General features: G+C 62.5%; 22 protein-coding genes. 10 read left to right on the top strand and 12 right to left on the bottom strand.

What is annotated here, in order from left to right; genetic code table 11:
- Nucleotides 1-61: 61 nt before the first annotated feature.
- The 6 genes from NKI01_RS28535 to NKI01_RS28510 form a co-directional block, all read right to left on the bottom strand.
- Nucleotides 62-382, bottom strand: a complete 321-nt coding sequence (locus NKI01_RS28535; protein ID WP_352484121.1) for a hypothetical protein — start codon at nucleotides 380-382, stop codon at nucleotides 62-64.
- The gene (locus tag NKI01_RS28530; protein WP_352484128.1) at nucleotides 379-1,068 is read right to left on the bottom strand and encodes a hypothetical protein; all 690 of its coding nucleotides are present in this window, start codon (nucleotides 1,066-1,068) and stop codon (nucleotides 379-381) included. The genes NKI01_RS28535 and NKI01_RS28530 overlap by 4 nt, the downstream gene beginning before the upstream one ends.
- A gap of 242 nt (nucleotides 1,069-1,310) precedes the next feature.
- A complete protein-coding gene (locus NKI01_RS28525; RefSeq protein ID WP_031193329.1) occupies nucleotides 1,311-2,711 on the bottom strand; it encodes an APC family permease in 1,401 nt (466 codons plus the stop codon).
- Nucleotides 2,712-2,726: 15 nt separating this feature from the next.
- Nucleotides 2,727-2,888, bottom strand: coding sequence for a hypothetical protein (locus NKI01_RS28520; RefSeq protein ID WP_352484119.1), 162 nt, complete (start codon nucleotides 2,886-2,888; stop codon nucleotides 2,727-2,729).
- A 17-nt stretch (nucleotides 2,889-2,905) separates the two neighbouring features.
- Nucleotides 2,906-3,283 (bottom strand): hypothetical protein, encoded by a 378-nt coding sequence (locus tag NKI01_RS28515; RefSeq protein ID WP_023716770.1) that lies wholly within the window; start codon nucleotides 3,281-3,283, stop codon nucleotides 2,906-2,908.
- A 12-nt stretch (nucleotides 3,284-3,295) separates the two neighbouring features.
- Nucleotides 3,296-3,583, bottom strand: coding sequence for a hypothetical protein (locus NKI01_RS28510; RefSeq protein WP_023716771.1), 288 nt, complete (start codon nucleotides 3,581-3,583; stop codon nucleotides 3,296-3,298).
- 255 nt (nucleotides 3,584-3,838) lie between these two features.
- Between NKI01_RS28510 and NKI01_RS28505 the strand changes: the two genes are divergently transcribed.
- From NKI01_RS28505 to NKI01_RS28490, 4 genes are read left to right on the top strand one after another with little or no spacing between them, the layout of a single operon-like run.
- Nucleotides 3,839-4,972: an aminomethyl transferase family protein gene (locus NKI01_RS28505; protein WP_352965439.1), complete on the top strand. Its 1,134-nt coding sequence runs from the start codon at nucleotides 3,839-3,841 to the stop codon at nucleotides 4,970-4,972.
- 14 nt (nucleotides 4,973-4,986) lie between these two features.
- Nucleotides 4,987-5,583 carry a dimethylamine monooxygenase subunit DmmA family protein gene (locus tag NKI01_RS28500; protein ID WP_352548734.1) on the top strand — a complete coding sequence of 199 codons (597 nt, stop codon included), beginning with the start codon at nucleotides 4,987-4,989 and terminating at the stop codon, nucleotides 5,581-5,583.
- Nucleotides 5,580-6,545 carry a PDR/VanB family oxidoreductase gene (locus NKI01_RS28495; protein WP_352965437.1) on the top strand — a complete coding sequence of 322 codons (966 nt, stop codon included), beginning with the start codon at nucleotides 5,580-5,582 and terminating at the stop codon, nucleotides 6,543-6,545. Before NKI01_RS28500 ends, NKI01_RS28495 begins: the two co-directional genes overlap by 4 nt.
- Nucleotides 6,546-6,554: 9 nt before the next feature.
- Nucleotides 6,555-7,595 carry a heme-dependent oxidative N-demethylase family protein gene (locus NKI01_RS28490; RefSeq protein WP_352484115.1) on the top strand — a complete coding sequence of 347 codons (1,041 nt, stop codon included), beginning with the start codon at nucleotides 6,555-6,557 and terminating at the stop codon, nucleotides 7,593-7,595.
- 168 nt (nucleotides 7,596-7,763) lie between these two features.
- On the opposite strand, the gene NKI01_RS28485 is transcribed toward NKI01_RS28490, so the two are convergent.
- Nucleotides 7,764-8,483, bottom strand: a complete 720-nt coding sequence (locus NKI01_RS28485) for a helix-turn-helix domain-containing protein (RefSeq protein ID WP_352484114.1) — start codon at nucleotides 8,481-8,483, stop codon at nucleotides 7,764-7,766.
- A 260-nt stretch (nucleotides 8,484-8,743) separates the two neighbouring features.
- Here NKI01_RS28485 and NKI01_RS28480 point away from each other — a divergent pair, with 260 nt between their 5' ends.
- Nucleotides 8,744-10,102: a trimethylamine monooxygenase gene (locus NKI01_RS28480; RefSeq protein ID WP_352593463.1), complete on the top strand. Its 1,359-nt coding sequence runs from the start codon at nucleotides 8,744-8,746 to the stop codon at nucleotides 10,100-10,102.
- 27 nt (nucleotides 10,103-10,129) lie between these two features.
- Here the strand turns inward: NKI01_RS28480 and NKI01_RS28475 are convergent, their stop codons facing one another.
- Complete coding sequence (locus tag NKI01_RS28475; RefSeq protein ID WP_023716779.1) at nucleotides 10,130-11,467, bottom strand: aminotransferase-like domain-containing protein; 1,338 nt, start codon at nucleotides 11,465-11,467, stop codon at nucleotides 10,130-10,132.
- A gap of 107 nt (nucleotides 11,468-11,574) precedes the next feature.
- Between NKI01_RS28475 and NKI01_RS28470 the strand changes: the two genes are divergently transcribed.
- The 5 genes from NKI01_RS28470 to NKI01_RS28450 are packed head-to-tail and all read left to right on the top strand — an operon-like array spanning nucleotide 11,575 to nucleotide 16,365.
- The gene (locus tag NKI01_RS28470; RefSeq protein WP_352484111.1) at nucleotides 11,575-12,549 is read left to right on the top strand and encodes a substrate-binding domain-containing protein; all 975 of its coding nucleotides are present in this window, start codon (nucleotides 11,575-11,577) and stop codon (nucleotides 12,547-12,549) included.
- Nucleotides 12,550-12,582: 33 nt separating this feature from the next.
- Nucleotides 12,583-13,452: an ABC transporter substrate-binding protein gene (locus tag NKI01_RS28465; protein WP_352548726.1), complete on the top strand. Its 870-nt coding sequence runs from the start codon at nucleotides 12,583-12,585 to the stop codon at nucleotides 13,450-13,452.
- A gap of 8 nt (nucleotides 13,453-13,460) precedes the next feature.
- Nucleotides 13,461-14,381: an amino acid ABC transporter permease gene (locus tag NKI01_RS28460; protein WP_352639048.1), complete on the top strand. Its 921-nt coding sequence runs from the start codon at nucleotides 13,461-13,463 to the stop codon at nucleotides 14,379-14,381.
- Complete coding sequence (locus NKI01_RS28455; RefSeq protein WP_352484108.1) at nucleotides 14,368-15,141, top strand: amino acid ABC transporter ATP-binding protein; 774 nt, start codon at nucleotides 14,368-14,370, stop codon at nucleotides 15,139-15,141. Before NKI01_RS28460 ends, NKI01_RS28455 begins: the two co-directional genes overlap by 14 nt.
- Nucleotides 15,142-15,183: 42 nt before the next feature.
- On the top strand, nucleotides 15,184-16,365 hold the full coding sequence (locus NKI01_RS28450; protein ID WP_352965434.1) for a M20 aminoacylase family protein: 1,182 nt from the start codon (nucleotides 15,184-15,186) through the stop codon (nucleotides 16,363-16,365).
- 123 nt (nucleotides 16,366-16,488) lie between these two features.
- On the opposite strand, the gene NKI01_RS28445 is transcribed toward NKI01_RS28450, so the two are convergent.
- The 4 genes from NKI01_RS28445 to NKI01_RS28430 form a co-directional block, all read right to left on the bottom strand.
- On the bottom strand, nucleotides 16,489-18,054 hold the full coding sequence (locus tag NKI01_RS28445) for a hypothetical protein (RefSeq protein WP_352484106.1): 1,566 nt from the start codon (nucleotides 18,052-18,054) through the stop codon (nucleotides 16,489-16,491).
- 160 nt (nucleotides 18,055-18,214) lie between these two features.
- Nucleotides 18,215-20,197: an ABC transporter permease gene (locus NKI01_RS28440; protein WP_352965432.1), complete on the bottom strand. Its 1,983-nt coding sequence runs from the start codon at nucleotides 20,195-20,197 to the stop codon at nucleotides 18,215-18,217.
- Nucleotides 20,194-21,270 (bottom strand): quaternary amine ABC transporter ATP-binding protein, encoded by a 1,077-nt coding sequence (locus tag NKI01_RS28435; RefSeq protein WP_352548720.1) that lies wholly within the window; start codon nucleotides 21,268-21,270, stop codon nucleotides 20,194-20,196. The genes NKI01_RS28440 and NKI01_RS28435 overlap by 4 nt, the downstream gene beginning before the upstream one ends.
- A gap of 73 nt (nucleotides 21,271-21,343) precedes the next feature.
- The gene (locus NKI01_RS28430) at nucleotides 21,344-22,318 is read right to left on the bottom strand and encodes an ABC transporter substrate-binding protein (protein WP_352493991.1); all 975 of its coding nucleotides are present in this window, start codon (nucleotides 22,316-22,318) and stop codon (nucleotides 21,344-21,346) included.
- Between the last annotated feature and the right edge of the window lie 413 nt (nucleotides 22,319-22,731).

Raw genomic sequence — 22,731 nt, 5'->3', positions numbered from 1 at the left:
CGAATGAGTCCCGGGAATTCAATTAGTATGAAAAAAATTTTCCTGTCGTTATATATCGGGCTCAGGCGCTGCCGGCCGCACTATCGCTGCGCTTGCCGCCATTGTGAACCCATTTGGCATGGCGGACGCGGGCGATCTTGTAGGCATCCAGGATCGACAGGGCATAGATCAGGAAGCCGCCGGCATGCCGGCCGATGAAGCTGGCATCCGGCGGCGCGATCTTGGCGGTGACCCAGGCCAGGATCACCATGAAAAACAGGAACTGCAGGCCGCGCACCGGCACGCCTAGCACGACATGCCCGCTCGCCGGCAAGACGATCGCGGCGCCGAGAACCAGATACGGGTTCGGTGGCGCGGGGGAGGTGGTGCTCTGGCTGCTCATGCCGCTTGCCGTTCGCTTTGATTGATGGCATCGCGCAGTGCCGACGCCGACGACAGCAGCCTCTCGACCAGCGCCGGATCGAGCCTGACCGTGCCGAATTCGGCTTGCCGGAACACGCCATAGCGCGCCCGCTCGGCCTCGGCCAGCAGCCAGACGATGCGCACGCCGTTCGGCGTGATCAGCAATTCCTTGGCGCGCCCCTCGACAAAGACATCGAGGTGGTCGGCGATAATGGCGTCAGGGAAGCGCACGCCCTTGCGGTCGCTCCGCAGCACTGCTTCGGCTGGAAATCCCGCCGCCTTCGGCAGTGTATGGTCGAGATGATCGAAATTGGAAAAAGTCGTCGGCGATCCTGGCCGCATCATCATGTCGAAAGTGCCTGGCACCGCGACTTTTTCGTTGATCGAAACGCTCAGCCAGCGCGCTGGCAGCTTCCTGATCGCCAGCGTGTCAACGATGGTCCGTACCTGCACCCGCCGGCCGTTCCACGAGCCGGCGAAGGTGACGACGCCGGCGGTGCCGTCCGAGACGTTGGCCACGTCGGGGATGACAGCACTGACACCGGCTTCGTCGGCGGCAAGTGCGGCCAAGGCCTTGGTGCGGTTGGCCCGCGCAAGCCAGGCGAAATGGAGGACGAGAGCCAGGGCAACCGCCCCGGCGAGCAATGCTGAGATCATTTCAGATATCTCGTCATGCGCAGGCCCGCCCCGTTTTGGAGCAGGCGTATCGAGTCCCCCTCATCCGGCCGCTTCGCGGCCACCTTCTCCCCGCTGGGGAGAAGAGGCTGGCGTCAACGCTGGCGACCCCTCTCCCCCCGGGGAGAGGTCGGATTGCCCCGAATTGCCCTTCGCAATTCGGTTGGCAGTCCGGGTGAGGGGGCGCTTGCCCATGTGCGATTGCCCTGCGTTCTGGGATGAGCCTACTCCTGTCAGTACCCCTGCGGTTTCGGCCACGGCATGGTGAACTGGGCACCGCGGCGCACGAATCTGTAGCGGTAGAAGTGGAACCACAGCGAGATCAGGAAGTAGAAGGCGACCATGGCGATCAGCTGCGAGCCGAAGCCGAGGAAGATCGCAAAGAAGGTGACCACGCAAAGGCAGAACAGCACGATCGCCGGCAGCGGATGGAAGGGATGGGTGTAGCCGCGGCGGATCGAGCCGAGCGGCCACTTCTTCCTGAACATGATGATGTTGATGCTCATGAAAGTGTATTGCAGCACGCCCGACAGGATGGAGAAGGTGATCGCCTGGTTGAGGTCGGCGATGAAGGCAAAGGCGAGCGCGATCGGCAGCAGGAACAGGATCGAGCGATAGGGCGTGCGGTATTTCGGATGCACGGCCGAGAACCAGGTCGGCAGATAGCGGTCGCGGCCGAGCGAGAACCAGGCGCGCGCGGCGTCGTTGATGCAGCCATTGGCCGAAGCAAGTGCAGCAAGCAGCGTCGCGATGAACAACAGGTTCTCCAGCAGTGGGCTGCCGGTCAGCTTGCCCGCGTCCCAAAGCGGATAATAGGTGATGCCGAGATATTCCCAGGGCATCAGCGAGGCGCAGACATACCAGGTCATGGCGGCGGCGATCAAAAGCGTAATCATGCCGGCCATCGTGCCGTAAGGCAGCGAGCGCGCCGGCGAGCGAACTTCCTCGGCCGCCTGCGTGGTGCCCTCGATGCCGAGATAGTACCAGATGCCGAACTGGAAGGCGGCGATGACGCCGATCCAGCCATAGGGCAGGGCGTTGCCGGGGGTGACCAGCTCGTTCAGCTTGAGCACGGCGCCTTGCGTCCACGGGCTGACCGAGAAGAACAGGATGACGATCGAGACATAGGCGATGGCGGTGATGACGAAGTTTACGTTGAGCGTCATCAGCACGCCGCGATAGTTCAGCCATGCCAGCACGACGATGGTCGCGGCGATGAAGGAATTGTGGTTGAGGCCTTCGACGCCGGCCTTGGCGACGATCGTGTCGCCGAGCAGGATAGCGTCCGACACTTCGAGCATGGTATAGGCAAAGACCAGGAACAGCGCGACGTTGAACGCCATCAGCGGCCCGACAATGTGCTTTGCCTGCGCATATTGGCCGCCGGCGGCGGCGACCGTCGAGGTGACTTCGGAATCGATCATGGCGACCGAGGTGTAGAGCAGGCCAACGATCCAGCAGACGATCAGCGCCGCCAGCGCGCCGCCCTTGTCCGCCGCGAAATTCCAGCCGGTGAATTCTCCGACCAGAACAATGCCGACGCCGAGTGCCCAGACATGGGCGGGGCCGAGCACCCTGAGCAGCGAAACCCTGTCGCCTTGCACTTGCACTGCCGGTTCAAGCGTGACCGTCATCGTTCAATCCCCTACTCAGATCCGGTGTTTTTCGGACACGGCTTCAAGTTCGCCTTCCCTGGACGAGGTCAGCACGTCTTCGGAATAGGTCGTGTCGATCTTGAACCAGTCGTAGAGCATCCACAGCGCGAGCACGATCGAGATGCCCCAGCATGCGTAAGAGAGTGCCACCCACATGACGATGCTTCCCCGGTTTATTTGTCGTCGAATTTTTCGTTGATGACGTCGCGGTATTCGCGGTCCGATGCGCGGAACAGAAAGATGAAATAGCCGATCAGCACCGCGGCCATGATGATCAGCGTCGGCCAGTCGATGATGTAGTGGAACCGGTTCTGGATGATGTCGTGCGCGGTTTCCGGCGTGTAGCCGAGCTTTTCCCAGATCGAGGCCATGGTCGGGTTCTGGCCGAGCGCTTCCCACGTCTTGGCGTCGAGCGCGTCGATGGATTTTGCCGCCCCTGCCAGCCCCAGTTTCAGCGGCAGCCACAGCGCGACGAAAATCGCGACCACGACGACGGCGATATCGAAAACCTGTCCGGCCTTGCTCTGTTCGGGCGGTGTGTAGCGGGCCATGCGTCTCCCCCCTCAGGACTTGCGGTTGCGGTAAGCGTCGGCATTCTTGATGTCGAGGCCGTAGATGAAGTCCTTGTCTTCCTTGTAGTGGTTGACCATCGCCAGGATGGCGGCCGTGTTGAAGATCAGCACCGCGGCGGCAGCGACCGCGACGACGAGCTTGATGCCGGCGTCGGGGATGTATGGCCATGTCATGAAGAGGACGAAGAGGATCGTCGCCCACAGACAGACGATCAGGAGCACCGATCCACGAAGGTCGGAACGGTACAGGGCTTCAATGCGCTGCTGCATGTCGGACATCGGTTCCCCTCCATCGCTCTCTTTCAAGAGAGTGAAATTTTTTTCATAAATTCAAGCCGAATTCCGCAATTGTCAAGACGATTCTACGCAACGTTAACGTTTGTTTGATCCGCCGGATTTTGCCTGACAATGAAATTATTTGCTTGCGGGTATTGCAGGCTCCCGGCGTTTGCGATCAATATTCGGGCAACGCTCCCGCCGCCGTGCAGGGAGCAGGGGAAAGCAAAACAGTTTTTTCGAACGGAGGACCAGCGGATGACGGCATCCTGGAGATTTTCGGCGCTTGCGGACCGCCATCGCGCGCTCGGCTCGAAGCTCGAGGACTGGAGCGGCATGGGCACCGCGTGGACCTACGACAAGGACGCCGACGAAGAGTATATCGCCATCCGCACCAAGGCCGGCCTGATGGATGTGTCCGGCTTGAAGAAGGTCCACATCACCGGGCCGCACGCCTCGCACCTGATCGACCTGGCGACGACGCGCGACGTCGAAAAGATCTATCCCGGCAAGTCGGCCTATGCCTGCATGCTCAACGACGCCGGCAAGTTCACCGACGACTGCATCCTCTACCGCACCGGCCCGAATTCCTGGATGGTCGTGCATGGCTCGGGCACCGGCCATGAAGAGCTGCAGCGCGCTTCGGTCGGTCGCGACGTGTCGCTGCGCTTCGATGACAATCTGCACGACCTTTCGCTGCAAGGCCCGACCGCCGTCGACTATCTGGCAAAGCATGTGCCGGGCATTCGCGACCTCAATTATTTCCATCACATGCAGACGCAGCTGTTCGGCTTGCCGGTGATGATCTCGCGCACTGGCTACACCGGCGAGCGCGGCTACGAGATCTTCTGCCGTGGCCAGGACGCCGGCACGATCTGGGACAGGATCCTCGACGAGGGCAAGAGCGCCGGCATCATCCCGTGCCGCTTCACCACGCTCGACATGCTGCGCGTCGAGAGCTACCTGCTGTTTTACCCCTACGACAATTCGCAGAAATACCCGTTCGAGAACGAAGGCCCCGGCGACACGCTGTGGGAGCTCGGCCTCGATTTCACCGTCAGCCCCGGCAAGACAGGCTTTCGCGGCGCCGAGGAGCATTATCGCCTCAAGGGCAAGGAGCGCTTCAAGATCTTCGGCGTGCTGCTCGAAGGCAAGGAGCCGGCCGACGAGGGCGCGCCAGTCTATCGCGACGGCAAAAAAGTCGGCGTGGTGACCTGCGCCATGTATTCGCCGCTGGTCAAAAAATCGATGGGCATCGCCCGGCTCGACGTCGACTGCGCGGTACAAGGCACCAGGCTCGAGATCCGCAACAAAAGCGGCGCCATCAGCGCAACCGCCGAGCCGCTTCCGTTCGACGATCCGAAGAAGACCAAGCGCACGGCGAAAGGCTGAGGCATACTGCGGGTATGGCAGCGAAAAGCATCATCAGCCGGCCGGTCTATGGGACCCTGTCTCCGCAGCCCGGCAAGCACCATCTTTTCGTAGCGGATGCAGAGGGAGCGCTGGCGATTGCCGATCTGGCCGCCAAGGCACCGGCGGACTTCTTCGGCGGCGCCCACATCATTTTCATTCCCGGCCGCGACAGCAAATATGCCGATGTGCTCGAAGCGCTGAAGCCGGCGCAGTTCTACCTCGGCCATTCCTTTGCCAGCGCTTTGCCGCGGCTGAAGCAGACGCTGGCAAACGCGCATATGGGACTCAGGCTCTACCTTGCCGGCACCGAAGGGCTGATCGGCCAGGCCATGCAGGCGGCGCTCGAAGCCGGCATCGACCACATCTCGATCCAGACCGAGCATCGCGGCTCGCTGGCGCGCCGCATGCAGTGCGTCCACTGCAAGGGCATCACCGAGAACGTGACGACGCAGCCGGCGACCTGTTCGCATTGCGGCCTCTTGCTTCTGGTTCGCGACCACTATTCACGACGCCTCGCCGCTTTCCAGGGCGTCTGCATCAATGCCGAGGACCGCAGTGAAATTCCTCCGACGGAGGAGGTCTTTCGATGAGCACCGGCACCACCAAGCTCGACGTCGTCGTCAGCGATGTCGTTCCGGTCAACGAGCTGGTGACGCGCTTTCACTTCCGCAGGCGCGACGGCGAGCTCTTGCCGACCTTTTCCGGCGGCGCCCATGTCGTCGTCGAGATGCGCGATGGCGAGCGGACCAGGCTCAATCCCTATTCGTTGATGGGCTCGCCGCTCGACACCCGCGAATACACCATCTCGGTTCGCCGCGACGACGCCGGCCGCGGCGGCTCGCTGTTCATGCACCGGCAGGTCAGGCCGGGCACGGAGATGGTGGTCAGCTACCCCGTCAACCTGTTCTCGCTCGATCTGCGCGCCAGGAAGCATCTGATGCTGGCCGGTGGCATCGGCATCACCCCGTTCATGGCGCAGACCGCGCAGCTGGCGGCGGAGGGCGGCAATTTCGAGTTGCACTACACCTGCCGCACCGCTTCGCTCGGCACCTATGCCGATCTGCTGAGAGAGCGCTACGAGCGCCGGGTCAGGCTCTATCACGACGATCGCGACGAGCGCATCGAGCTCGACCGGCTGCTGTCGTCGCAGCCGCTCGGCACCCATCTCTATGTCTGTGGCCCGTCCGGCATGATCGGCTGGGTGCGTGACCGCGCCGCCGCCCTCGGCTGGCCTGCCGAGACCGTGCATTTCGAGCATTTCGCGGCCCCGCAACCCGGCGCGCCCTTCGACGTGACGCTGGCGCTCAGCGGCAAGACCATCCGTGTCGACGAGCAGCAGAGCCTGCTCGAGGCGATCGAGGCGGCCGGCGTCGATCCGCCCTATCTCTGCCGCGGCGGCGTCTGCGGCCAGTGCGAGACCAACGTCATTTCGCATGACGGCAAATTCATCCACAACGACCACTGGCTGAGCGAGGAAGACCACCGTTCGGGCTGCAAGATCATGCCCTGCGTGTCGCGCTTCGAGGGCAGCTCGCTGGTGCTGCAAAGATAGGAGGCGAGCTTGGGCATTACCTTTCGCAAGGAAACCTTTCGCGACGACTTCACCTTCCGGAACAGCCCGGAGCACATCAGGCGGTTTCCATTCCCGTTCCATGAAGACAGCTACATGTATGCGGTCAATATCGAGCCGCACGTCGTCGGGCCGAAGGGCAGCGTGCTGGAGAATTTGATCGACGTCGACGAGCACTATGTCGCCGAAATGCAGGACCGTGCTTTGGTGCTCGCCGAAGACCCGCTGCGCTGCCAGTCGCTGCCGCACATGACGCTGGCCGGCTGGGACCTACTCGAACTGCTGATGGAGCAGCAGGCTTCCGGCTATCCCGAGCATTTCACGCTGACGCGCGACGGCGACCGCTGGCGCTGGATCAACCGCCCGCTCGGCATCGACGACAGCTTCACCTTCGGCGACGTCTCGACGCTGCCCTATGGGCCGATGGAGTACATCACGCGTCAGAGCCAGGGCGATTTCTGCATCCTCGACCAGCGCGACGGCAATCTGTGGATGGATGCCGGCATGGTCACCACCCAGGCCGACTGGTCGCTCGATTTCGACATCGGCATGAACTTCTTCGAATGGCACGCGCCGGTGCCGCTGGCGCATGAGAAGGGCATCTTCGTCCGGGCGCTGAAGTTCCTCACCAACATCCAGCAGGGCAAGCCGGCACGCCGGCTGAACTGGACGATGACCATCAATCCGCGCCTCGACACCAGCCCGGAAAACTACCACAAATGGGGCCCGGACCGCGCCACGGTGACGCCGGAAAATGTCGGCGACAAGGTCCATCTGCGCGTCGAGCTGCAGAGCTTCTGGCGACTGCCGCGCTCGAACGCGATCGTCTTTCCGATCCGCTGCTACCTGATCAAGATGGACGAGCTGGTGACGCAGCCGAAATGGGCACGGCGCCTGCACCGCGTCATCCGCGACCTGCCCGACGAGCTCGCCAACTACAAGGGCCTGACGCGCTACCGCGCGACGCTGGTCGAATGGCTGTCGAAGTTGGATGACGGCAGTGCGACGTCGCCGGGGTTTGGGCCGGATTAAGCAAGTCCCCTCATCCGGCCGCTTCGCGGCCACCTTCTCCCCGCTGGGGAGAAGAGGCTAGCGCCGGCGCTGCCAATCTCCTCTCCCCTCGGGGAGAGGTCGGATTGCCCCGAATTGTCCTTCACAATTCGGTTGGCAATCCGGGTGAGGGGGTCGCTTGCCTCCCGCTCACCCCGCGCTCTGCGGGTAACAAATGATCGACAAATAGCGCATCGGCAGAACGGTCAGCACTTCCGGCCCGTGCGGCGCATCGGCGTCGAAGAACAGGCTGTCGCCGGGCTTCATCGGGTAGAGATTGCTGCCGTGCCGGTAAACGACTTCGCCTTCCAGCATGTAGAGGAATTCCATGCCTTCGTGCTGGAAGGTCGGAAACACGTCGGAATCCTCGGTCAGTGTGATCAGATAGGGTTCGACGACGACGCCGCTGGTGTTGGAACCGATGTGGCCGAGCAGATTGTACTGGTGGCCGGCGCGCGTGCCGCGGCGCTCGACGTCGAGCCCTTCGCCGGCCTTGACGAAGACGGCACTGCGCTCCTCCTCGAAGCGGCGGAAAAAGGCGGTGACGGGAACGCCGAGCGCCCGCGATAGCGCCTGCAAGGTGGTCAGCGACGGCGAAGTGATGCCGTTCTCGATCTTCGACAGCATGCCGAGCGAAATGTCGGTGGCAACCGCCAGATCGGCGACGGTGATGCCGAGCTTTTTACGGAATGCCCGCACCTCGCGGCCGATCGCGACCTCCAGCACTTTTTCGCGAGTGTCGCGAATGGCGTGCGGGTTCTGGGTGAGCGGCGCGCGTATCTTGCGAGGATCGATTGCGCCGGCCGACGGCTTGGCTTTGCCGGCGGCGGCGCCGACATCATGCTTCAGACTGGTCGCTTTTTTCGCCATTTCGCCACCCCGGACCTTGCCGATTCATTTCACTCCCGGTGAACATATTCGGTGCCGATACAGAAGCGCAACTGCCACGGCAAGCCACCCGTGTCGAATTGCGCAATGTCTGGATTTCGCCCGAGGCACTGCGTCGCTTGGAAATCCGGCTAGGCGAAACGAGGGTTTCGCGACAAGGCCAGTTGACAGCATCGAAGGGGCAATTACTGTCCTGTCAGTGAAATTTGTTTCGTTAGGGAAATGAGATCGGGAGGCCCGGAATGAAAGATCGTGTTGCCGTTATCGGAGCCGGGCCGTCCGGCATGGCCCAGCTCAGGGCCTTCAAGTCGGCCGCCGACAAGGGCGCCGACATCCCCGAGATCGTCTGCTTCGAAAAGCAGTCCGACTGGGGCGGCCTGTGGAACTATACCTGGCGCACCGGCCTCGACGAGCATGGCGACCCGGTGCATGGCTCGATGTACCGTTACCTCTGGTCGAACGGCCCGAAGGAATGCCTCGAATTTGCCGACTACACGTTCGAGGAGCATTTCGGCCGGCCGATTGGCTCCTATCCACCGCGTGCCGTGCTGTGGGACTACATCAAGGGCCGCGTCGAAAAATCCGGCGTGCGCCAATGGGTGCGCTTCAACAGCCCGGTGCGCATGGTCACCTTTTCCGACGCGACGATGAAGTTCACCGTCACCGCGCATGACCGCACCAACGACGTCACCTATTCGGAAGAATTCGACAATGTCGTCGTCGCCTCGGGGCATTTCTCCGTGCCCAACGTTCCCTATTTCGAGGGCTTCTCGACCTTCAACGGCCGTATCCTGCACAGCCACGATTTCCGCGACGCCATGGAATTCAAGGGCAAGGACATTTTGATCATCGGCCGCTCCTATTCGGCCGAGGACATCGGCTCGCAATGCTACAAATACGGCGCCAGATCGATCACCTCGAGCTACCGCTCGAAGCCGATGGGCTTCAGATGGCCGGAGAACTGGAAGGAAGTGCCGCTGCTGCAGAAAGTCGTCGGCAAGACCGCGCATTTCAAGGACGGCAGCACCAAAGACGTTGACGCCATCATCCTGTGCACCGGCTATCTCCACTCCTTCCCGTTCCTGACCGAAGACCTGAAGCTGAAGACCGCCAACCGCATGTGGCCGGACGGGCTCTACGAGGGCGTCGTCTGGGAGAAAAACCCGAAGCTGTCCTATATCGGCATGCAGGACCAGTTCTACACCTTCAACATGTTCGACGCGCAGGCCTGGTTCGCCCGCGACGTCATTATGGGCCGCATCAAACTGCCCTCGGCCGATGCGATGGCCGAGCACGGCAAAAAGTGGCGGGCACGCGAGGAAACGCTGGAAGACGCCGAGCAGATGATCTGGTTCCAGGGCGACTACACCAGGGAGTTGATGGAGCAGACCGACTATCCCGGCTTCGATGTCGAGGCTGTCAATCAGACCTTCATGGAGTGGGAGCACCACAAGGCGGAAGACATCATGGGCTTCCGCGACCATTCCTATCGCTCGCTGATGACCGGCACGATGGCGCCGCTGCACCATACGCCCTGGCTGCAGGCGATGGACGATTCGATGGAGAGCTATCTCGAGGTGAAGGGCGTGGCGGCGGAGTAGGCAAGTCCGAACGACGATTGCCTTGCCTCAGACAACGTCCCGCGCCGGGTCGGCCGCCAGCGCCAGGGAATTTGCGACGTGCTCGAGGTGCTCCTCGCTCAAGATGCTGGTCGCGACGCGCACGGCACTGGTCTTCCCGGTCGAAAACTTGGCCCCGGCATGGACCGCGATGCCGTGGGCAGCCAGCGTGACCATTGCGTAAGGTTCCGAAGCAACCGGAATGAGGACGCTGAGACCGTGTCCGGCGTCGATCCCGACATTGCGTTTCGCCAGTTCGCCGGCGAGCCGTTCGCGACGGCGGCGGTACACTTCCTTCGCCTGCTCGACCAAGACAGCCGTGGCCGGGTCTTGCAGCAGCCAGGCGGTGGCCGCCTGCAGGATACGGCTGGTCCATCCCGAGCTGAAGCTGCGATAGGACTGGATCTGTTCGACGATCGTCGCCGATCCGGACAGCACGGCGAGCCGCAGGTCCGGGCCATGGGTCTTGGAATAGGACAGGATGTGGACGACGCGATCGGGAAAACGCCGGCCAAGCGAAATGCCCGGCGCATCGGCAATATCGCCAACGCCGTCATCTTCGACAATCAGCACGTCGGTGCCGGCGAGCAGGTCGCCGATGACTTCCAGCCGCGCCGACGACATGCAGGCGCCGGTCACCGAATGGACGCGCGGCTGGAACAGGAACGCGACCGGCCGCTGCCGCAGAGCGTTGGCGAGCGCGTCGGGCAAGGGGCCGTCACTGTCGCAGTCGACCGGGATGATCGGCACGTCGAGATCTTCGAGGATGTCGAGCAGGCGAAGCGCCGTCGGATTCTCGATGGCCACAGGCGCCCCCGTCGGGACCAGCGCATGCAGCAAGGTGTAGATGGCGTTGTAACCGCCATTGGTGGCCAGGAACGCGCCGGGATCGTACGGCCATGACGGGCGCACCGCGGCCTCCAGCTCGGGCAGGATGCGCACCCGGTCGTAGCTGTTGAGCTTTTCGGCGCGCGCGCCATGCGCCAGCGCGATGTCGAGCGGCGGCAAGAGCTTCACATCGGGCTCCGCGATCGCCAGGTTCAGAATGTCCGCACCGTAATTGCCGCCGCTCATGTGGCGCTCGGGCCGGGCGGCAAAGCGGTTGCCCATGATCCAGGTGCCGTTGCGCCCGCGGCCGCCGATGATCTTGTAGCGCCGCAGCTCGCTCCACGCCTGCGAGACCGTCGCCGGGCTGACGCCGAGCACATAGGCAAGATCGCGCACCGGCGGAAGCTTTGCGCCGACAGGCAGCGCGCCGCTTCTGATCAGCGCGCTGGTCTCGCGCGCGATGCCGCGCGTCGTGCGGTCACCGAGGCGTTCAGCGAACCATCCTGCATCGAAATCCATCGAATCAACGACTGTCAGTGTTAATGTTCAGTAACATAATAACATTTGATCGGCCAAAAATAAACATTTACCAATCGCCGGTCAAACATAGTGTTGAGTTCATGCCGATGCCCGTTTCCATCACTATAGCCACCCGTGATTGGGACTATCTCACGCCCTTGGTCCTCGGTGACGTCACCTCCAGCCGCTTGTCGGTGAAGGTTGACCGCGTCGCCACGCTGATCGCGGATCTCGGTACCGATCCGAACTACGATGCGGCGGAGGTCTCGTTCAGCCGTTATGTGTCGGCCATGGCGTCGGGCCGGGATACGGTGGTTGGAATACCGTGTTTCATCATGCGCGGCTTTCGCCACCGCTGCATCATCACGGTCAGTGACAGTCCGCTGGTACGGCTCTCCGACCTTGCCGGCAAACGCATCGGCGTCACCGGCTGGCGCGATTCCGGCAACACATGGACGCGGGCGGCACTTCGCCGCGAAGGTGTCGGCGTCGAGGACGCCTACTGGTTTGCCGGCAGGCTGACATCCGAGCACCCGGTCGCCGACCGCCTCGACGGATTCGGCAGGCCGGGTCGCATCGAAGCAGCGCCAGGCGAGCGCCCGATGATGGAGCTGCTGGCGCAAGGCGAGCTCGACGCCGTTTTCACACCCTTCATGCCGGACGGCTTTTTCGGCCCGGCTTCCGGCTTCCGGCAAGTGCTGCGCGATTTTCGCGCGGCCGAACGCGCCTATTTCGCCGACGTCGGTTATGTCCCGGGCATGCATCTGGTCGCCGTCAAGGCCGTCCTGGCCAGGGAGCACCCCTGGCTGCCGCAGGAACTCGCCAGGCTGATCGACGAAAGCCAGCGCGTCTGGACGGGCAAGCGCCGAAAATATGCCGATACCTCGCCCTGGATCCTCGAGGAGCTGCTTCATGCGGGGCGCGACCTGCCTGCCTCCTGGAACGCCAGCGGCCTGCCCGCCAACCGGCGCATGATCGAGGATTTCGTCACCGAGCTACATGCCCAGGGCATTCTGACGGAACCGATTTCCGCCGAAGCCTTGTTTCCTTTCGACGCCAGGTCGCGGGCCACCGCAGCCTGACAACGCGCAACGAAGAACACGAAGGAGAATGCCATGAGGACAATCAGCTTCATATTCGCCTCGCTCGTCACCATTCTGGCGCAGGCCAGCTTCGCCCAGGATATCCAGAAGCAATCGGTGAACGAAGATTTGCGGGCCCGGCTGCCGGAAGAGATCCGCACGGCGGGAAAGATCACGGCCGTCAACAACGGCTCGTTCCCGCCCTATGAGATCGTCACCGGCACCGAACTGACCGGGGCAACCAGGGACATTTCCGACGCCATCGGCCAGCTGCTCGGTGTCGAAGTCGATCACGCCTCGGTCGCCGGCTTGCCGGCCTTGCTGAGCGGCATCAATGCCGGCCGTTATCAGTTCGCGATGGGACCTGTCGGCGACTATCCCGACCGCCAGAAATCCAACGACTTCATCGATTGGGTGCGCGAATACGTCGTCTTCGCCGTCGAGAAGGGCAATCCGCAAGGCATCACCTCGCTCGACACGGCGTGCGGCAAGCGCATCGCCGTGATGTCGGGTGGCTCAGCCGAAAAGGTCATCAAGCAGCAGGCGCAGAAATGCACCGAGGGCGGCAAGCCGGCCGTCGAGGTGCAATCCTTCACCGACCAGCCGAGCTCGATACTGGCCGTCCGGTCGAAGCGCTCCGACGCATTCTTCTCCTCGCAGGCGCCACTGACCTATTTCGTCGAGCAGGCGAAGGGCCAACTGGAACTTTCAGGTGTCGGCCAGGCCAATGGCTTCAAGGACATCTATCAAGGCGCCGTCGTCAAGAAGGGCTCGCCGCTGGGCGGTGTACTACTCGACGCGTTCAAGATCCTGATGAAGAACGGCACCTACGCCGCGGTGATGAAGAAGTGGGGTCTCGAGAAGAACATGATCGACGCGCCCGGCATCAACCAGGGACAGTAGAGGCTGCCATGACCGACGCGACCGCTGCCTACGCGTCCGAGGTGCCGCGACGTCCCGACGACGCTCTGCGCGATGTCAAGCGAGCCCACCGGCCGTTTCCGCTTGTCCGGCTGGTGCTCTGGGCGTTCACCGTCGCCGTGGCGGCCGGCTTCGCCTATATCGTCGCGGTCAACCCGAATTTCGGTTGGCCAGTCGTCGCCCAGTATTTCTTCGATCCGACGGTCATGCAGGGGCTTTCCGTAACGCTCGGCCTGACGGTCGTGGCGATGATCCTGGGTATCGTGCTCGGCCTGCTGCTCGCCATCGCGCGCATGTCGAAAGACAGGCTGGCATCTTTTCTATCCGGACTGTTCATCTGGTTCTTCCGGGGAACGCCGCTGCTGGTGCAGCTCATCCTGTGGTACAATCTTTCGACGCTGTTTCCGCGCATTTCCATCGGTTTTGCGAGCTGGAACACCAACGACCTGATCACGCCTTTGACGGCCGCTATCCTCGGTCTGGCGCTGAATGAGGCCGCCTATATGGCAGAGATCATTCGTGGTGGGCTGCTGTCGGTGGACAAGGGGCAGGCCGAAACGGCTGAAGCCTTCGGCATGACCCGCGCGCGGGCCCTGCGGCGCATCATCATCCCGCAGGCGATGCGCTCGATCGTGCCGCCGACCGGCAATCAGCTGATCAGCATGATCAAGGCGACGTCGCTGGTCAGCGTCATCGCCATGGCCGACCTGCTGTACTCCGTGCAGTCGATCTACAACCGCACCTTCGAAATCATTCCGCTGCTGATGGTTGCGGTGCTCTGGTACCTGCTGATCACCTCGGTTCTCAATGTCGCGCAGGGCGCGATCGAACGCCATTACAGCCGCGGCGACCGCGGCGCCCGCGAGAAGACGGCGACCGCCACCCTGGAGGCCGCCAATGAGCGCGCATGACACGCCCTTGGTCCGGGCGCGCAACGTTCACAAGGCCTTCGGCCCGCTCGAGGTGCTGAAGGGCATCGACCTGGACGTCGCGCCTGGCGAGGTGGTGGTCGTTCTCGGACCGTCCGGCTCCGGAAAGTCGACCTTCCTGCGATGCATCAATCATCTCGAGGCGATCGACCAAGGGGCGATCGAGGTGGACGGCGAGCAGATCGGCTACCGGTTGCACGACGGCCGTCTCGACAAGCTCTCCGATCGGGCGATCGCGGCGCAGCGGCGCAAGATCGGCATGGTGTTCCAGCAGTTCAATCTCTATCCACACATGACGACCCTTCAGAACGTCATCGAGGCTCCGGTCGGCGTTCACCGGGAGAACCGCAAGGAAGCGATCGGCTACGCCCGCGAACTGCTGACCCGTGTCGGTCTCGCCGATAAGATCGACGCCTATCCGCGCCAGCTTTCAGGCGGCCAGCAGCAGCGCGTCGCCATCGCCCGTGCGCTCGCCATCCGCCCGAAATTGATGCTCTTCGACGAGCCGACGTCGGCGCTCGATCCGGAGTTGGTCGGCGAGGTGCTCGCCACCATGCGCGATCTTGCCAGGCAGGGCTTGACCATGATCGTGGTCACGCATGAGATCGGCTTCGCCCGCGAAGCGGCGGATCGGGTGGTGTTCATGGACGACGGCAATGTGATCGAGGCCGGGCCTCCGGACGAGGTTCTCGCCAAACCCAGGCACCCGCGCACGCGGGCCTTTTTAAGCCGTTTCATCTGACAGAAAAGCCGGCGCCATTACGTGCTCGGCAAAGGACCCCTCATGCCAAAGACCTCCAACCAGTTCGCCGATGTTTCCGACTTCGCCGACAAGGCCGCCGAGCTTGCTGCGGCTCGCCAGCACCTGCACGCGCATCCCGAGCTTTCCTTCCAGGAGCACGAAACGGCTGCATACGTTGCCGAACGGCTCGAAAGCTGGGGCTATGAGGTGACACGCAATGTCGGCGGGCTCGGGGTCGTCGGCCGCTTGCGCCAAGGCAGCGGCCGCAGCATTGCCATCCGCGCCGACATGGACGCCTTGCCGATCACCGAAGCGACCAATCTCCCTTATGCCAGCCAAGCCAGCGGCAAGATGCACGCCTGCGGCCATGACGGCCACACCACGATGCTGCTCGGCGCGGCCGAATACCTGGCGCGCACGCGCCATTTCAACGGCACGGTGAACCTCATCTTCCAGCCGGCCGAGGAAGCCGGCAAAGGAAGCGGGGCGCAGGCGATGATCGCCGACGGCCTGTTCGAGCGCTTTCCCTGCGATGCGATTTTCGGGCTGCACAACCATCCGGGCGCGCCGGCGGGTTCCTTCCTGATGCGCGCGGGGCCGCTGATGGCAGCGAGCGATACCGTCACCATCAAGATCGCCGGGCGTGGCGGCCACGCCTCGCGTCCGCACCTGACGGTCGACCCGATCGTCGCTGCCGCCAACATCATCATGACCCTCCAGACGGTGGTGTCGCGCAACGTCAACCCGATCGAGACGGCTGTCGTCACCGTCGGCACCATTCACGGCGGCACGGCCTCCAACGTCATCCCCGAACAGGCCGAGATCATGCTCAGCGTCCGCTCCTTCTCGGTCGAGATTCGCGATAGGCTCGAGCAGCGTATTCGCAGTATCGCAGCACTTGTGGCGCAGGCGCATGGCGCAACCGTCGAGATCGACTACGAGCGCGGCTACCCGGTGGTGGTCAATTCCGAGAGCGAGACGTCCTTTGCGACAGACGTCGCTGTTGAACTCGTTGGTCACGACAAGGTGGCCGTCTGCCCGTTGATCCCCGGCAGCGAAGACTTTTCCTATTTCCTCGAGCACAAACCCGGTTGCTTCCTCCGCCTCGGCAACGGCGAGGATTCAGCCATCCTTCACAGCTCGAAATATGATTTCAACGACGGCAATTTGACCGTTGGCGCAGCGCTCTGGGCTCGATTGACCGAGAGATTCCTGGCCGCTTGATCCATACTTGCGGCTGGGATCGCCGATCGGCCGGTCGAGCAGAATTGGGGCGACCGGCCGCGCGACCATCTTCAACGAACTCTCACCGCATTCCAGCTACTTCGAACAGGTAAGGTTTCACTTTCAGACGAACAAAAAGTCACTCGTTGTCAGCGGGCTCGCAAAGTTTGCGAGAGTAACTTGATCGACTCCCGCGGTAATAATGGTGTCGGTTCCACTTTGCGCAATTGTGAGATCATCGAACGATTGCACGCCCTCCACGCCACTAAACACGATAGTGTCGCCTTGGGTCTGGCTGAAGTCGTAGATGGTGTTTTGGGTTCCGACCGTCATTGAACCATCGTCCTTGAATATGAATTGGTCTGCGCCGCCCTGAGCCAACTCGCTCAGTTGTCCATCCCCCCACATGTCATTGATGACCGTGCAGCCAGGTGCCGCGCTCCCTGCGTACAGGACATCGTTGCCGCCCTGAGCCGAACCGGACATTTGCAGAGCGTCGCCGCACAGGAAGTTGCGAACTTGGCCGCTTTCGCTGTTCTGGCCCCCGGTAAGAATGTCATTGCCGCCCTGGGCGGAGCCGGACATAGCGCGCGCGTCGCCGGACAACTCGTTTAGAACGTCAGGAAAGGCGCTCTTGTCCCCGCCGGTCAGGGTGTCATTGCCGCCCACAGCGTTGCCGAGCATCGTCACGGCGTCGCCATACCCCACATTATGGGCGGTGCCTTGCAGCACGGCCACGTCATCGCCCCCAAGCGCATGGTCGAACATACTGCCGCCCGCGTCACCGTAGAACGTTACCCGGGACCCACCCACGCTCGTGAAGGTGTCGTTGCCGCCCGTGGCAAAACCGGAAAGATCGCCGCCCGCATCGCCATAGAGAGTTTTGCTCCCGAGATCCCCAAACGTGTCTGTGTAATAGTCGTCGCCGCCCAGAGCATGGCCAGACATGTTGCCGCCGGCGTCGCCGAAGAAAGTGTTGGTGGAAAAGGAGCGGCCCGTAAAGGTATCGTTGCCACCCCTACTGTCGTCCGACATGTCGCCGCCGGCATCGCCGTAGAAAGTGTTGAATGAATCGCTCTTGCCCGTGAAGCTATCGTCGCCGCCCCGCGCATTGCCGGACATGTTGCTGCCGGCGTCACCGTAGAAAATGTTATTGGCTTCTTTCGAGCCCTCGAAGGTGTCGTTGCCGCCCTTGCTGCGATCGGACATCTCGCCGCCTGCATCACCGTAGAAGGTGTGGTCGGCTCCTTGTTTGGTTTGGGTCAGGAAAGTGTCGTCACCCCCATGAGCATGGCCGAGCATGTTGCCGCCGGCGTCACCATAGAAGGTATCGACTACCTGCCTTGCCAATCCACTGTTGAAGGTATCGTTGCCGCCCTTGCTGTGGTCCGACATATCGTCGCCCGCGTCACCATAGGCAGTCGTCGTGGTGGACGAAAGCCCCGTGGTGAAGGTGTCGTCACCGCCCCGAGCAAAATTGAACAAGCTCCGAGCCGCGTCACCGTAGAAGGTGTAGGTCGACGGTGCGGTTTCCGTAAAGGTATCGTTGCCGCCTCTCGAGAAATCGAGCAGGCTGCCGCCGGCGTCGCCGGTCAAGATATTCGTGTTTGGATCGCCTGTGAGGGCGTCATCGATACCCCACTGATGATCTGCTAGATCACCGGTAGTAAAGGGAACGCGTTTAGACATTATCCGCTCTCCTGTTGAGTCTACCCGTCCCATCACAGCCGTACGATGTGAGCCAAGCGCGAGCAATAATCCCGAAGGGCTATGTCGTTAGGCGTAGGGATCGGTAACTCGTCACCGGGGCGCCATTAGCGGCAGCTTCCTGAGGCCGTCCTATTCCCGGCTATCCCAGCCTCGCTCTCGCCTTGGCCGTCAATGCATTGAACAGCCGGTCGGCGACGATGCCGATGAAGGCGATGGCCAGGCCGGCGACGATGCCGCGGCCGGAATCGGCCTTGGACAGGGCGATGAACACTTCCTGGCCGAGATCGCGCGTGCCGACCATGGCGCAGATGATGATCATTGCCAGCGCCATCAGGATAGTCTGGTTGACGCCGAGCATGATCTCCGGCAACGCCAGCGGCAGCTGCACGCGAAAGAAGGTCTGGCGCTTGGTGCAGCCGGAAACCTTCGCCGCCTCGATCAGCGCCGGCGGCACCTGCCGGATCCCGTGATTGGTGTAGCGGATGGCCGGCACCACGGCGAAGGCGACGGTGGCGATCATCGCGGTGACGTCGCCGACTCTGAACAGCATCACCACCGGAATGATGAAGCAGAACGACGGCAGCACCTGCAGCGTGTCGATGACCGGCGTCACGATCTTTTCGAAGCGGTCGCTGCGCGATGCCATCAGCCCGATAGGGATGCCGATCAGGCAAGCGATAAAGGCCGAGATGCCGCACAGGTAGACCGTCGCCATGGTCTTTTCCCAAAGGCCGGTGACGGCGCAGAACGCTGTCAATGCCGCGACCAGGGCGGCGAGGCGCAAGCCGCCGAGCTGGTATCCGGCAAGGCCGAGGAGACAAACCGCGCCCAGCCACGGACAGCCCTCGCAGAAGGCGCGCACCGGGTTCAGCACATTGAGGATCAGCGCCACGCGGAACGCCTCGATCGTGTCGAAGAAGTTGATCGTGATCCAGTTCACCGCCGCCTTCCACAAAGGTGCGGTGGTGAAGGTGATCGCCTTCGGCACCGCGGCGAAGGCCGGCACGAACAGGCTGAGCAGCGTGGCGACGGCGAGGATGGCGACGGCCAGCGTCAGGTTGGGATAGCGCCGCCAGAAGCTGGTGCCGGGCTGATGGCGGACATTGCCCTTGGCGTGATTGTGCGCGATCGCCTGGCTCAGCCGGTCGAGCGCAATTGCCAGTGCGACGATGGCGAGGCCTGCCTCCATCGCCTCGCCGACCTTGAGCGCGCGCAGCGCCAAAAGCACATCATAGCCGAGGCCGCCGGCGCCGATCATCGAGGCGATGATCACCATATTGAGCGCCAGCATGATAACCTGGTTGACGCCGACCATCAGCGTCGGCCGCGCCGACGGCAACAGCACCCGCCACAGCTTCTGCCGTGCCGTGCAGCCGGCCATCTCGCTGAAATCGTCGATCTCCGACGGCACCCGCGACAGGCCCAGCATCGTCGCCCGCACCATTGGCGGTGTCGCGAAGATTGCCGTCGCGATCATTGCCGAGACCGGGCTGTTGCCGAACAAAAGCAGCATCGGGATGAGATAGGCGAAGGTTGGGATCGTCTGCATCAGATCGAGGGCAGGGGAGATCAATAGCCTTTCTGCCCAGGGCTTGCGCCATGCCCAGATGCCGGCGAACAGCCCGGTGACAATGCAAAACGGCACAGCGATCGAGATCAGGCCCAGCGTCAGCATGGCGCTGGTCCACTGCCCGAACAGCGCGATGTAGAGAAAACACCCGCCGACCAGCGCACCCAGCTTCCAGCCGCCGGCGGCGCGGCCGGCAAGGTAGGCGGCAGCGCAGACGCCGACCCAGGACAGGCGCGGCAAGACGATCATATCCGCGCCATGGCCGATCTTGAAATTTTTGGCGAGAAGATTGAGCGCGAAATCGAGCGGCACGCCGAGCACGGCGGTGATCGAGCGCGTCAGCCAGGAGAAATTCGACTTCACCCAGTTCATCAGCGCGCTGACCCAGTCGGCGACGGGAATGACGGCATTGGCTGGGTAATTGACCGTCCAGGGCAGGCTTTCCTGCAGCAGGAAGACAACAAGCACGGCGGCGAGCGCGCAGGCCCAGATCACCAGCCAGGTCTGACCCTGCCGCGCCCTCGCTGCGCTCGCGCTTGCCGTGACCGTCATGCGCCGGCTCCGGGACGTTCGATGCCAGCGAGAAGATCGATCACCGCCTGCGGCGTTACCTCGCCGATCGGCTTGCCGGTGCCGTTGACCACCGCGAAGGGCTTGCCGGCAGAGACGATATCTGCCGAGAAACTGGCGATCTTGGCATCCGGCGCGACCGTGCCGCCATGTTCAGCGGCGTCGCAGGCGCGCATCAGGCTCTTGGCCGAGATCACCTTGGCGCGGTCGACGTCGCGGGTGAATTCGGCGACATAATCCGTCGCCGGGTTGACCACAAGCTCTTCCGGCGTGCCGATCTGGATGACCTCGCCGTCCTTCATGATGGCGATCCGGTCGGCCAGCCGGATGGCCTCGTCGAAATCATGGGTGATGAAGACGATGGTCTTGTGCAGCATGGTCTGCAGCCGCATCAGCTCGTCCTGCATCTCACGGCGGATCAGCGGATCGAGCGCCGAGAATGGCTCGTCGAGGAACCAGATTTCCGGCTTGGTGGCGAGGCTGCGGGCGATGCCGACACGCTGCTGCTGGCCGCCGGAAAGCTCGCGTGGATAGAAATGCTCGCGGCCGCGCAGGCCGACCAACTCGATGACCTCGCGAGCCCGCTTTTCGCGCGTCGGCCGGTCCTGCCCCTGGATGCCCAAGGGAAAGGCGATGTTCTCCAGTACGTTGAGATGCGGCAGCAGGGCAAAATTCTGGAACACCATGCCCATGCGGTGGCGTCGCAGCTCGATCAGCGCGGCATCGGAAATCTTGAGCAGGTCCTTGCCTTCAAACTCGACCTTGCCGTGGGTCGGCTCGATCAGCCGCGACATGCAGCGCACCAGCGTCGACTTGCCGGATCCCGAAAGTCCCATGATGATGAAGATCTCGCCTTGCCGGATTTCGAGATCGACGGCGCGCACCGCGCCAACCAGTCCGGCAGCGGCGATGTCCGCCAGGCTGGCCTTGCCGTCGCGCCGGCGGATGAAATTGGCCGCGTCCGCCCCGAACAGCTTCCAGACATTGCGGCAGGCAAGCTTTATCGGGCGGGCATCGTTGCCCGCTTTCGCCGCGCCTTCAATCGTATCGGTCATGCAATCGTCCTTCTGGAATAGGGATCGAGACCCGGCCACGAATGGCCGGGCCGTCGGATTTCCAGTCAGACGGTCACTCGGCCCAAGCTTTCCAGTCGCCTTCGTGGGCGGCGATCCAGGCGGCGGCGACGTCTTCCGGCGTCTTGCCTTCGAGATCGATCTCGCCGCTCATCTTGTTGAGCTCGTCGGTATCGACCGTGTAGTTTTTCGCGACCTTGTAGGCGACCGGCCATTTGTCCTTCATGCCGGCCCAGGAATATTTCCAGATCTCGCCGTGCGGCTTGCCACAGTCGTATTTCGCATCGGGGTTCACGCCCCATTTCGGGTCGGTGTAGCACTCTACAGTATGGTCGGGGAATTCGATCCATTCGCCCTTGTATTTGGCCGGTGCCCAATGCGGCGAATAGATCCACAGCATGATCGGCGCCTTGCGCTGATAGGCCGAGTCCAGTTCGGCGAACATCGCTGCATCGGTGCCAGCATGGATGACGGTGAAGGGCAGTTTCAGCGCCTCGACGCGCTCGTCGTCAAAACCTTCCCATGTCACAGGGCCGCCGAGATAGCGCCCCTTCGGTGTTGTTTCCGCCGTCGAAAAGGCCTCGGCGCATTTCGGGTCCTTCAATGCCTCCCAGTTCGGCAGGCCCGGGCATTTCTCTTTCATATATTCGGGAAACCACCATTCCTCCTTGGCCTTGGGCCCGAGCTTGCCGAGGCGTTCGGTCTGGCCGGTTGCATCCGAGGCCTTCATCGCTTCGCCGGCCGTCGTGTCCCAGAACTCCATGCCGACATCGATGTCGCCATTGGTCAGGCCGGTGGTCAGGCTGGAGAGATAGTCGGCGGTCGGGTACTCGACGGTATAGCCGAGCTTTTCGAGGATGCCGCCGAGGATCTTGGCGTTCAGATTGACGCTGGTCCAGTCGAACAGCGCGATCTTGATCGGGTCGTTGGATTCCGGCGCCGCTGCTTGTGCCGGTAGTGTCAGCGCGCTTGCTGCGGCAAGCGCCAAGGCTCCCATTGATAGTTTCGAAATCATGCTCCGAAGTAACATGCTTGTTCTCCTGTCAAGCTCTGGTGGAAGTTATCGTTAGTTCCCTTCTTGCGTCTTTTTTGATTGTGTTGGAAAAGCTGGTCGTTGCGCAAGGCCGTCGGCGCCACAATGCTGCCGAAGCGGATGCCGGCGCAAAACGGGGTGGTGCCCAAATTGGTGAAGATGTGCGCGGGACCGGCCGCGTCATGACTGCCGATGGTTTGCTGCGGAAGCAGTCATCCGCGGATCGATCGCCGGTCTTGAGGTGCAAACCATCAAAGTCCCATGATCTCGGCTGTTGGCTCGGCAACTCGCCCAGAGCCGCTTTCATGGGATGAAATTATATATAGGAACTGTCAGGAATTCTGTGCGCGAGGCCGGTTTCGTCATTGGCTGACGAACCTTTCGCCGAAGACGACGGCGAACTGGGTCTT

Source organism: Mesorhizobium sp. M0815, from assembly GCF_040319995.1.
GTDB lineage: Bacteria > Pseudomonadota > Alphaproteobacteria > Rhizobiales > Rhizobiaceae > Mesorhizobium.
The sequence above is the reverse complement of the archived record's forward strand: the minus strand, read 5'-3'. Positions and strand labels throughout refer to the sequence as shown.